Consider the following 12290-nt stretch of genomic DNA (forward strand, 5'->3'; position numbering starts at 1 on the left):
CCCACCACATCGGCTCCGGTGATCCCCACGCCGACAGGAACATTCGAGGTTCCTGCCGTCCCCCGGTTCGGTGGGCCGGCGATTCCGCTGCCGGGTCACCCACGGGATCGCCCGACGGTCCCGGTTCCGGTACCGCCGCGCGGCGGCCTGGAACTACACGTCCCCGCCCGCCCGTTCGACCATCCGCGGGCCCCGCTTCCACTCCCGGCGCCGGCTCCGCCGCCGCGCATCCCGAAACCGCCGCCACCGGCTCCGACCACATCCGTTCCCGCACCGCCGGTTCCGGAGCCGCCGCCACCGGTCGCGATCCCCGAGCCGACTCCGCTGCCCGCGGCCCCGCCTCCGCCGCCGGTGACGATGCCGCCCGAGCCGGAAGTCCCCCCGTCACCACCACCGATCGCGGAGCCCGACCCATCACCCCCGCCGGAACCGTCCCCCACTCCGGTGCCCACCTCCGCCCGGCTCGTCACCTATCCCGCGGCGGAACCGCGGGCCGTGGCGGCGCAGCCGGTGGTGGTCGAGCAGCGACGCTGGGCCCTCACCTTGATGCTGCTGGTCGTCGTGACCGCCGGTGCGGCCAGGATCGCGGCGAGGCGCTCATGAGCAATCGATCGGCATTCGCTACCCCGCGCCGAACACGGTCGCACCTCTTCGCGAACCCATCGGCAGACGCACTGTTCTCATCTAGAAAGATGTTCTGGCACAACAGTTTTCATGCTGATTTACCCGCGCGATCGAGGCGCGGTGTTCTACCATCGTTTTTGCCACGATCAGTAGCGGATAGATAACTGATTCGTCCCGCTGTGGTGCGTCATCTCGTTTCTCCCATGTCTCTCGAAGCAGGAAGAACTCATGACTGAACTGGCTGAACCACTCTCCGGAACCATCGCCGCCCAGCTGAGCCTCAGCACGGTCGCCGCGCGGAACCTGGCGACCACGACCAAGTCCGTGCCCCAGATGCAGGGCATCACCTCCCGGTGGCTGCTCAAACTGCTGCCGTGGGTCCAGGCCGACGGTGGCGTGTACCGCGTCAACCGCCGCCTCACCTACACCGTGGGCGACGGCTTGATCACCTGCTACGACACCGCGGGCGAGGCGCGGATTCTCGCACCCGACCTGCGGGAACTGCGCAGCCTGCGGCACTACCCCGACGACGCCGCCCTACAGGCGCTCGCGGACTCCTTCACCGAACGGCGATACGAGGCGGGCGAGATCATCGCCGAGGCGGGCAGTCCCGCCGGCGAACTGGTGGTCCTCGCCCACGGCAAGGCCGACAAGCTCGGCACCGGCGCCTACGGTGAGCCGACCGTGCTCGAGATCATGACCGACGGCCACTTCTTCGGGGAACGGATCCTCGGCGCCGACGCGCAGCCGTGGGACTTCACCGTCAAAGCCGTCACCGCGTGCACCTGCCTGGTCCTCACCGAGCGCGCGCTGGCCGAGGTCGGCGCGCGGATCGCCGGGCTGAGCGAGCACGTGCGGGCGGCCCAGCTCGACGACGCGGTCGCCGACGAGCGGGCCAACCCGCACGGCGAGAGCTCGATCGAGCTCGCCTCGGGCCACGAGGGCGAACAGCAGCTGACCGGCACCTTCGTCGACTACGACCTGTCCCCGCGCGAATACGAGCTGAGCATCGCGCAGACCGTGCTGCGGGTGCACAGCCGCGTCGCCGACCTCTACAACAAGCCGATGGACCAGATCGAACAGCAGCTGCGGCTGACCATCGAGGCCCTGCGCGAACGCCAGGAAGACGAGATGGTCAACAATCGCGACTTCGGGCTGCTGCACAATGCCGCGCCCCGGCAGCGGATCAGTACCCGCACGGGTGCTCCGACGCCCGACGACCTGGACGAACTGCTCGCCCTCGTGTGGAAGGAGCCGGCGTTCTTCCTGGCCAACCCGAAGGCCATCGCCGCCTTCGGGGCCGAATGCAACCGCCGCGGCATCTACCCGTCGAGCACCGAGCTGAACGGGCATCGGGTGCCCTCGTGGCGAGGTGTCCCGATCCTGCCGTGCAACAAGATCGGCACCTCGGCCGGTCGCACCACCTCGATCATGCTGATGCGCACCGGCGAAGCGGCACAGGGCGTGATCGGGTTGCGCCAGACCGGGATTCCGGACGAGTACGAGCCCGGCCTGAACGTGCGCTTCATGGGCATCGACGACAAGGCGATCATCTCCTACCTGGTCAGCACCTACTACTCCGCGGCGGTGCTGGTACCCGACGCCCTCGCGATCCTCGACAACGTTCAGCTCGGCGCCGAGGGCTGAGACCGTGCAGCCGTTCGTGTTGCCCGAGTTCTACGTCGCTCATCCCGCGCGGCTCAACGCGCACGTGGAACAGGCACGGGCACATACCAAACAGTGGGCCTACGAGATGGGCATGCTCGGCGAGGCCGTCGGTGGCGACGTGGTGTGGGACGAAGCGAGTTTCGACGGCATGGACTACGCGGGCCTGTGCGCCTACACCCATCCCGACGCCGACGCGCCGGTGCTCGACACCGTCACCGACTGGTACACCTGGGTCTTCTATTTCGACGACCATTTCCTCGACGCGTTCAAACGCACCGGCGACATGGACGGCGCCCGGCGCTATCTCGACCGCCTGGCCACCTTCATGCCGCCCGACGGTGCCGCCATGCCGCAACCGGCCAACCCCGACGAGAGCGGCCTGGCCGACCTGTGGACGCGGACGGTGCCGTCGATGTCGCAGTGCTGGCGCGAACGTTTTCGCGAGAGCACCCGCAATCTGCTGCTCGACTGTGTCTGGGAGATCGGCAACATCAACACCGCCCGGATTCCCAATCCGATCGACTACATCGAGATGCGGCGCCGGGTCGGCGGTGCGCCGTGGTCGGCGGATCTCGTCGAATACGCCCGCGGCATCGAGATTCCCGAAGCCGTCGTCGGCACCCGGCCGATGCGCGTGCTCAAGGACACCTTCTCCGACGCGGTGCACCTGCGCAACGACATCTTCTCGTATCAGCGCGAGACCGAGGAGGAAGGAGAGGTCAACAACGGGGTCCTGGTGGTCGAGCGGTTCTTCGGCTGTTCGCCGCAGCGGGCCGCCGAGATCGTCAACGACCAGCTCACCTCGCGGATCCACCAGTTCGAGAACACCGTGCTGACCGAGCTGCCGCCGCTGTTCGCCGAACACGGGCTCGACGCGGTGCAGGTCGCGGCGACGCTGTCCTACGCGCAGGGGCTCCAGGACTGGCAGTCGGGCGGCCACGAATGGCATCTGCGGTCGAACCGGTACATGAACAGTGCCGCGGCGAAGGGCCCGAAGTCGTTCGGTCCCAACGGGATCGGTACCGAGCTGGCCAGGCCCGGTTTCTGGAAGGGGCTGGCCGGGCCGGGCGGGGCGCGCAGTCACGCGCGGGTTCCGTTGCGCCGCAGCGGTCCCCTGCCCCTGCCGGACTTCGAGGTGCCGTTCGCGCTGAGCCTGTCACCGCACCTGCCGGTGGCACGTTCGGCGAGCATCGACTGGGCGCAGCGGATGGGATTCCACGAGCCGCTGCCCGAGCTCGGCGGGCGGCGCCTGTGGACGCGCGAGGACACGGCGGGCTTCGATTTCGCCCTGTGCTCGGCGGGTTTGGACCCCGACGCCGATGCCGACACGCTGACGCTGTCGGCGCAATGGCTCACCTGGGGCACCTGGGGCGACGACTATTTCCCCGCCGTCTTCCCACCTACCCAGGGTGCGGCCGCGATGGCCGCGGCGAAGGTCTGCAACACCAGACTGTCGGCGTTCATGCCATTGGATCTGCACCAGAGCGGGACACCGGTCAATCCGCTGGAGCTGTCCCTGGCCGATCTGTGGTCGCGCACCGCCCGGTCGATGTCGCCGGCCGCCCGCGCCACCTTCCGGGCGGCGGTGGAATCCATGACCGAGAGCTGGTTGTGGGAGCTGGCCAACCACATCCAGCACCGGGTGCCCGATCCGGTCGACTACCTGGAGATGCGCCGCCGGACCTTCGGCTCGGATCTGACGATCGCGCTGTCGAAGCTCGCGCGCGGCGGCCTCGTCCCCGACGCGGTCTTCGAGTCGACCACCCTGCGCGGTATCGAACACGCCGCGCAGGACTACGGCTGCCTGATCAACGACTTCTTCTCGTATCAGAAGGAGATCGAGTACGAAGCCGAGCTGCACAACGCGATCCTGGTGGTCGAGTCGTTCTTCGACTGCGACCGCGATGTCGCCGCGACGATCGTCGACGACCTGATGCGGGCCAGGATGCGGCAGTTCCAGCGCCTCGTCGACGACGAACTGCCCGTCCTGATCGAACACCACCGCCTCGACGACACCGCACGCGCCGCACTGGCCGGCTACATCGACGAACTGCGTGACTGGATCGCGGGCATCCTGCACTGGCATCGCGGCACCAGCCGCTACCGCCCGGAACACTTGCGCCACCCGGCGAGCGGACGACCGCCCGCCCTCACCCACTCCACCCGCGCGTGGGGGCCCTCCGGCCTCGGCACCGCCGCCGCCCGCCCCGGCCTCGTCGCCGCCCACGCCACCTCGCAGGGAAGGACCACTCCGTGACCAGCACCGCCGCGCAGCCGGCCACCGCACTCGGCGTCGCCGCCGCTCGCACCCTGGCGACCACCACCAAATCCGTTCCGCAGATGCAGGGCATCACCCCCCGATGGCTGCTGCGCATGCTGCCCTGGGTGGAGGTCGACGGCGGAACCTACCGGGTCAACCGCCGCCTGACCTACACCGTCGGGGACGGCTACCTCACCTGCACGCTGGCCGGGGGCCGGTACCAGGTGGTCCCGGCCGAACTGCGCGAACTGCGCGCGCTGCGCGACTTCGACGACGACGACACCTTGCGCGAACTCGCCCAGCTGTTCACCCAGCGCGAGTTCGCCGCGGGCGAGACGATCTGCGAGTTCGGCAACGAGATCGACGCGACCTATGTGGTGGCCCACGGCCGGGTCGTGCTCACCGGCCCGGGTGACTACGGTCAGCAGGTCCAGCTCGACGTGCTCGACGACGGCAGCCAGCTCGGCGCCGCCACCCTGCTCGGCGGACAGGCGATCTGGGAGTACACCGCCACCGCGAACACCGCCTGCACCGTCCTGGCCCTGCCGCGCACCGACTTCGACGCCGTGTGTGCCGGGAACCCGCGCCTGGCCGCCCATATCGAGCGGGTCGGGCCCGTCGTGGCCGCCGAACAGGCCGGTGCCGACAAATACGGTCAGGCGACCATCGGCATGCTGTCGGGCCAGCAGGGCGAACCGACCCTGCCGGGTACCTATGTCGACTACGACCAGCATCCCCGCGAACTCGAGCTGAGCGTCGCGCAGCTGCTGCTGCGGGTCCACACCAGGGTCACCGATCTCTACAACAAGCCGATGAACCAGCTCGACCAGCAGGTGCGCCTGTCGGTGGCGGCGCTGCGGGAACGGCAGGAACGCGACCTGCTGACCCACCACGACTACGGGCTGCTGCACAACGTGGACCCGAGCCAGCGGCTGTGCTCGGCCACCGGCCGCCCGACTCCCGACGATCTCGATCGGCTGCTGGCCCGCCGCCGCAAGACCGCGTTCTTCCTCGCCCATCCCCGCGTCATCGCGCAGTTCGGTCACGAGTGCACGAAACGCGGCGTGTACCCGGACCACACCGACATCGAGGGGAAGACGGTGCACGCGTGGCGGAATGTGCCGCTGCTGCCCTCGGACAAGATCCCGATCTCACCGAGCGGGACCAGCACGATCCTGGCCATGCGGATCGGTGAATCCGACGACGGGGTGATCGGCCTGCGCCAGACCGGATTGCCCGACGAGGTCGAACCAGGCATCAACGTCCGCTTCACCGGGATCGACGACCGGGCGATCGCCTCCTATCTGATCAGCGCCAATCACGCTGCGGCCGTGCTGGTTCCGGACGCCCTGGGTGCACTCACCGAAGTGCAGGTGAACCGATGAGCACGCCACAGCCCGTGACCGCCCCGGTCCTGCCACCGACCCCGGTGGCGCCGCCGCCCGTCGCGCCACGCGCGCGCACGGCCGCCGACGTGCTCGAACGCTGTCGGGAGGACTGCGCGGCCACCCTGCACGGCTCGGTCCAGACGATGCCCGCCATGGTGCGCACGATCGTGGGGTACCACTTCGGCTGGTGGGATCGCGGTGGACGACCGGAAAGCCACGACGGCGGCAAGGCGATCCGCCCGGCGCTGGTCCTGTCGACCGCGCGGTTGACCGGCGGGGACGAGGCGGCCGCCGTGCGCGCGGCCGTCGCGGTGGAACTGGTGCACAACTTCTCGCTGCTGCACGACGACGTGATGGACCGCGACACCACCCGCAGGCACCGGCCGACCGCATGGACGGCCTTCGGGATCGGGCCCGCCATCCTCGCCGGTGACGCGCTGCTCGCCCAGGCCTACTCCCTGCTGGCCGGAGCACCCGGCACACCGATCGTCGAGGCGTCGACGCTGCTGAGCCGCTCGGTGCTGCATCTGGTCGAAGGCCAGTGCGCGGACCTGGGATTCGAGCAGCGCGGCGATGTCGAGGTCGAGGAATGCCTCACCATGGTCGACCGCAAGACCGGGGCGCTGTTCGGGTGTTCGGCCGCGTTCGGTGGGCTCTTCGGCAACGCCGATTCCGGTGAGATCCTGCGCCTGCGCGAATTCGGCAGGCGCATCGGCCGGGCCTTCCAGCACACCGACGACCTGCTCGGCATCTGGGGTGATCCGCGGGTCACCGGCAAGTCGGTGTTCTCCGATCTGCGCAGCCGCAAGAAGTCGCTGCCGGTGGTGTTCGCGCTGCGCTCCGGCACGCCCGAGGCGAGTGCCCTGGCCGAGCTCTACCTGCGCGAGGATCCGCTCGACGACGGCGAACTGGTTCGGGCCGCCGACCTGGTCGAAGCGGCGGGTGGCCGCGCATGGAGCAGGGGCCAGGCCAGGCAACTGTACGAGGAGGCCATGGCCACGATCTCCGGGATCGGGACCGACGCCGACGCCATGGCCGACCTGGATCTGCTCGCGGCACTGGCCGCCGACAGGGACTGCTGACCGCGGCGACAGCGAGCACGGGGACGGGCGTTCGCGGGCCCCCGGTTCACGGCCGGGCGGGGTGCGGACCGGCGGCATCGGGGCCGCGAACGCCCAGGTAGTACTGGATGCGGCCGGGGTAGGCGACCGAGTCGAGGCGGAAGAGCTGGACGTCGACGGTGTAGTACTCCCCGGTGTGCAGATCGCACAGCCGCATGGCGGTGTGCTCGCGGCCGTACACCGTGTCGCCGTCGTCCCAGATCCGCCGGAAGTCGCGGTACTGCGCCAGTTCGTCGAGCAGGTCGGTGGCCCAGTCGCCGCCGCCCTGCTGGCCGATCAGCCCGCGCAGCCAGTGCACGGTGAGCGTGGACTCGGTCTCCCACTCCACCATCACCTTGCGCGAGAGCGGATTGCCGAAGAACCAGCGCAGGATGTTGACGTCCTCGACCAGACCGGGGAACGCGCGATCGTAGGATTCGTTGCCCGCGAGCACATTCCAGCGGGTGTCGACGTAGGCCGCCAGATCCGGCTCCTGCAGTGCCAGGGTGCGGCGCATCTCGGCGGTGATCTCGGCGCGCAGGTCCTCGACGGTGGGATTGTCCACCGGTGCCAGCCCGGCCAGATCGAACAGATGCCTGCGTTCGATATCACTGACCGGCGTGATCCGGTCGAGATAGCGAACCAAGGCTTCGACCACCGCACGCGTGGGGTGATCGCGGTCCCCACTTTCCAGATGTGTGATGTAACTCGAGCTGACCCCGGCCGCGAAGGCCAGCTTCTCCCGCGAAATCCGCCGATCGTCGCGAAGCCGCCGCAGCAACCCCCCGAGTGTCGGCGGTTTCGGTGGACCCGCCGGACCGTCGGACGTCGACTTCGGTATCACCCCAACCCTCCCTGTCTGCACGGGCCAATCCTGGATGACGGTTCAACCATGATCCACGCACCGAACGGAAAAGATGCAGTTTCTTTATATTGACGCGCCGCCATTTGGGTAGTTAACGGTGGGCAACTGTGCGCCCGGTCACGAAATGCCGTGCGCCGGACCGAATTAAAAGGATTTCAATTCTTCCCTCCGGCAATGCTATAGAATTCCGCGCCGGTACCCGGCCGCCGGACCCGCGCCGATGACCACGCCCACCCCGATCACGGCGTCGCGAACACCGGCGCGCACCACCACCCACCTCGGCCATCCGCCTTCCCGACAGGCACCCGGCGGGCGCCGCGCACCGGGTGCCGCGATGTGCGGGGCGTCACATCGGGCCTGTTCAGCGGGCATCCCGGCTGTGTAAACAAATGTAAACCGCCCGAGAAGCAAGCGTTTCCGAAGCATCACCGCGGAGCCGGGGTCATGCTCCCCGGCAGCCGCGTCGGGCCTGCTCGCCGCCCATTCACCCTGGTCGGCCCCGATTCGCCGGGCGGGCGCCGCGGCCCGCCCGTGACCACGAGATTTCGCCGACCTCACACCTCACAGCAGCCCGAACGAGGATGTGAAAAGTTGGTTTTGCGGGATCAGCGCCCCTCTTTACAGTTGCCCTCAACAGCCCGATTTGCACAGCTCGAAGGGGGCGTCGTGGTTAATTCGCGCACTCATGGTCCGTCGCCCACCGATTTCGGCGACACATTGCTGAACCTCGGTAAGTACTTCCAGCGCGGCGAGGTCTCCGCCGACCACCGGTCGGTGCACAAGGTGGGCGGCCGCGACGCCGACGCCTTCTATCGCGACCGCTGGTCGCACGACAAGGTGGTGCGCTCCACCCACGGCGTGAACTGCACCGGCTCGTGTTCCTGGAAGATCTACGTCAAGGACGGCGTGATCACCTGGGAATCGCAGCAGACCGACTATCCGTCGGTGGGCTCGGACAAGCCCGAGTACGAGCCGCGCGGCTGCCCGCGTGGCGCCTCGTTCTCCTGGTACACCTACTCCCCGACCCGCGTGCGCTACCCGTATGTGCGCGGCGCGCTGCTGGATCTGTACCGCAAGGCCAAGACCGAGCTCAAGGACCCGGTGCTGGCCTGGGAGTCGATCGTCGAGGACCCGGTCAAGGCCAAGACCTACAAGACCGCGCGCGGCAAGGGCGGTTTCGTCCGCGCCGAGTGGTGGGAGGCCGCCGAGATCGCCGCGGCCGCGCACGTCCACACCATCAAGAAGTACGGGCCCGACCGGGTCGCCGGGTTCTCGCCGATCCCGGCCATGTCGATGGTCAGCCACGCCACCGGCGCGCGGTTCGTCTCGCTGCTCGGCGGCTACATGCTCTCGTTCTACGACTGGTACGCCGACCTGCCGGTGGCCTCGCCGCAGGTGTTCGGCGACCAGACCGACGTGCCGGAATCGGCCGACTGGTTCGACGCGGGCTATCTCATCATGTGGGGCTCCAACGTCCCGGTGACCCGCACCCCGGACGCGCACTACATGACCGAGGCGCGCTATCGCGGCCAGAAGGTCGTGGTGGTCTCGCCCGACTACGCCGACAACACCAAGTTCGCCGACGAGTGGGTGGCCGCGCGCCCGGGAACCGATGCGGCACTGGCGATGTCGATGGGGCACGTGGTGCTCAAGGAGTTCTTCCTCGACAAGCAGACGCCGATGTTCACCGACTACATCAAGCGTTTCACCGATCTGCCCTACCTGATCTGCCTCGACGAGGCGGCGGATCGGCAGGGCGCTCTGCCCGGCAAGTTCCTCACCGCCGCCGACCTGGGCCATACGGGCGAGAGTGTCGAGCACAAGCCCGTGCTGCTGGATCAGGCCGGAAATCCGGTGGTGCCCAACGGTTCCCTCGGCCATCGCTTCGGCGAGGGCGACACGGGCAAGTGGAATCTCGACCTCGACGGTGTCGACCCGCTGCTCACCCTGCTCGGCCACTCCGACGACGCCCCCGCCACGATCGCGCTGCCGCGTTTCGACACCGACACCGCCCAGACCATCCTGCGCGGCGTGCCGACGAAGATCGTCGCGGGCAAGCGGGTCACGACCGTGTTCGACCTGCTGCTGGCGCAGTACGGCCTGGGCCGCGACGGCCTGCCGGGTGAGTGGGCCAAGGGCTACGACGACGCCGACTCCCCCTACACCCCGGCCTGGCAGGAACGCATCACCGGCGTGCCCGCCGTGCAGGCCGCGCGCATCGGGCGCGAATTCGCCGACAACGCCGAACGTTCCGGCGGTCGCTCGATGATCCTGATGGGCGCGGGCACCAACCACTGGTTCCACTCCGACCAGATCTACCGCGCCTTCTTCACCCTCACGCTGCTCACCGGCTGCCAGGGCAAGAACGGTGGCGGCTGGGCGCATTACGTCGGCCAGGAGAAGTGCCGTCCCGTAACAGGGTGGGCCACACTGGCTTCGGCCGCGGACTGGCAGCGTCCGCCGCGGCAGATGCAGGGCACCGTGTTCTGGTATCTCACCAACGACCAGTGGCGCTACGACCCGTTCACCTCCGACTCGTTCGCCTCCCCGCTGGGCAAGGGCACCTTCGCCGGGCGCACCGCCGCCGACAACATCGCCCTGGCCTCGCGGCTGGGCTGGATGCCGAGCTACCCCACCTTCAACCGCAATCCCCTCGACCTCGCCGACGAGGCCGAGCAGGCCGGGAAGACACCCGGCGAGCACGTCGTGGACGGCCTGAAGTCCGGCGACCTGCGCTTCGCCTGCGAGGACCCCGACGCCCCGGAGAACTTCCCGCGCGTGCTCACCGTCTGGCGGGCCAACCTGCTCGGCTCCTCCGGCAAGGGCAACGAGTACTTCCAGAAGCATCTGCTGGGCTGCGGCTCGAACCTGCAGACCACCGATGCCACCGGCGTGCGCCCGCAGGAACTGGAATGGCGGGAGGAGGGCGCCGAGGGCAAGCTGGATCTGCTGCTGGCGCTGGACTTCCGCATGACCAGCACCACCCTGTTCGCCGACATCGTGCTGCCCGCGGCCACCTGGTACGAGAAGCACGACCTGTCCTCCACCGACATGCACCCGTTCGTGCACGCCTTCTCCCCCGCCATCTCCCCGCCGTGGGAGGCCAAGACCGACTTCGAGGCGTTCCACCGGATCGCGCGCGGGTTCTCCTGGCTGGCCGAGAAGCACCTGGGCACCCGCAAGGACATCGTCGCGGTGCCGCTGCAGCACGACTCCCCCGACGCGCTGGCGCAGGCGGGCGGCAAGGTGCTGGACTGGAAAGCCGGTGAGTGCGAACCGATTCCGGGCAAGACCATGCCCAAGATCGTGCAGATCGAACGCGACTACACCAAGATCGCCGAGAAGCTCGCGGCGCTGGGCCCGCTGGTCGACACCCTGGGCGTGACCACCAAGGGCATCACCACCTACCCCGACAAAGAGGTGACCTACCTCGCGGGCAAGAACGGCACCGTGGTCTCCGGCGTCGCGGCCGGGCGGCCCTCGCTGGCCAAGGACACCTTCGCCGCCGAGACCATCCTGGCGCTGTCGGGCACCACCAACGGCCGCCTCGCGGTCGAGGGTTTCGAGGCGCTGGAACGGCGCACCGGCACCGAACTGGCCGACCTCGCCGCCGAGGCCGAGGGCAAGCAGATCACCTTCGCCGACACCCAGGCCCGCCCGGTTCCGGTGATCACCTCGCCGGAATGGTCGGGCAGTGAGTCCGGTGGGCGCCGGTACTCGCCGTTCACCATCAATGTCGAGCGCAGCAAGCCCTGGCACACCCTGACCGGGCGTCAGCACTTCTACCTCGACCACGACTGGATGATCGAACTCGGCGAGCAGTTGCCGATCTTCCGGCCGCCGCTGGACATGACCGCGCTGTTCAGCGAACCGTCGATCGGCAATGTGGCCGGCGGCGGGGTCACCGTGCGGTACCTGACCCCGCACTCCAAGTGGTCGATCCACTCGGCCTACCAGGACAACCTGCACATGCTGACGCTCTCGCGCGGCGGGCAGACGATCTGGATGTCGGATCGCGACGCCGCCAAGATCGGGGTGGCCGACAACGACTGGATCGAGGCGACCAACCGCAACGGCATCGTGGTGGCCCGCGCGATCGTCTCGCACCGCATGCCCGAGGGCACGGTGTTCATGTACCACGCGCAGGACCGCGCGGTGGACGTGCCGCGCATCGAGGGCACCGAGGCGACCACGAAGGAAGCCAAGGGCAAGCGCGGCGGTATCCACAACGCGCTGACCCGGGTGCTGATCAAGCCCTCGCACCTGATCGGCGGCTACGCCCAGCAGTCCTTCGCCCTGAACTACCACGGGCCCACCGGAAACCAGCGCGACGAGGTCACCACGATCCGTCGACGTAACCAGAACGTGGAGTACTGACATGCGTG

General features: G+C 68.7%; 7 protein-coding genes. 6 read left to right on the plus strand and 1 reads right to left on the minus strand.

Annotated elements, in window-relative coordinates; all coding sequences use genetic code 11:
- The first annotated feature begins 444 nt into the window (after positions 1 to 444).
- The 5 genes from ACFC06_RS11130 to ACFC06_RS11150 all read left to right on the plus strand — a co-directional run bounded on the left by ACFC06_RS11130 (position 445) and on the right by ACFC06_RS11150 (position 7022).
- The gene (locus ACFC06_RS11130; protein ID WP_375929613.1) at positions 445 to 603 is read left to right on the plus strand and encodes a hypothetical protein; all 159 of its coding nucleotides are present in this window, start codon (positions 445 to 447) and stop codon (positions 601 to 603) included.
- Between the two features lie 249 nt (positions 604 to 852).
- The gene (locus ACFC06_RS11135) at positions 853 to 2271 is read left to right on the plus strand and encodes a family 2B encapsulin nanocompartment shell protein (protein WP_375929614.1); all 1419 of its coding nucleotides are present in this window, start codon (positions 853 to 855) and stop codon (positions 2269 to 2271) included.
- Between the two features lie 4 nt (positions 2272 to 2275).
- Positions 2276 to 4549 (plus strand): germacradienol/geosmin synthase, encoded by a 2274-nt coding sequence (locus ACFC06_RS11140; protein ID WP_375929615.1) that lies wholly within the window; start codon positions 2276 to 2278, stop codon positions 4547 to 4549.
- Positions 4546 to 5937 carry a family 2B encapsulin nanocompartment shell protein gene (locus tag ACFC06_RS11145; RefSeq protein ID WP_375929616.1) on the plus strand — a complete coding sequence of 464 codons (1392 nt, stop codon included), beginning with the start codon at positions 4546 to 4548 and terminating at the stop codon, positions 5935 to 5937. Before ACFC06_RS11140 ends, ACFC06_RS11145 begins: the two co-directional genes overlap by 4 nt.
- Positions 5934 to 7022 carry a family 2 encapsulin nanocompartment cargo protein polyprenyl transferase gene (locus ACFC06_RS11150; RefSeq protein ID WP_375929617.1) on the plus strand — a complete coding sequence of 363 codons (1089 nt, stop codon included), beginning with the start codon at positions 5934 to 5936 and terminating at the stop codon, positions 7020 to 7022. The genes ACFC06_RS11145 and ACFC06_RS11150 overlap by 4 nt, the downstream gene beginning before the upstream one ends.
- 46 nt (positions 7023 to 7068) lie before the next feature.
- Here ACFC06_RS11150 and ACFC06_RS11155 read toward each other — a convergent pair whose 3' ends face one another.
- On the minus strand, positions 7069 to 7821 hold the full coding sequence (locus tag ACFC06_RS11155) for a helix-turn-helix transcriptional regulator (protein ID WP_375929618.1): 753 nt from the start codon (positions 7819 to 7821) through the stop codon (positions 7069 to 7071).
- 750 nt (positions 7822 to 8571) lie between these two features.
- Between ACFC06_RS11155 and ACFC06_RS11160 the strand changes: the two genes are divergently transcribed.
- Positions 8572 to 12282, plus strand: a complete 3711-nt coding sequence (locus ACFC06_RS11160; protein WP_375929619.1) for a nitrate reductase subunit alpha — start codon at positions 8572 to 8574, stop codon at positions 12280 to 12282.
- Positions 12283 to 12290 lie beyond the last annotated feature (8 nt).

The organism is Nocardia sp. NPDC056064 (assembly GCF_042266925.1).
Classification (GTDB): domain Bacteria; phylum Actinomycetota; class Actinomycetes; order Mycobacteriales; family Mycobacteriaceae; genus Nocardia.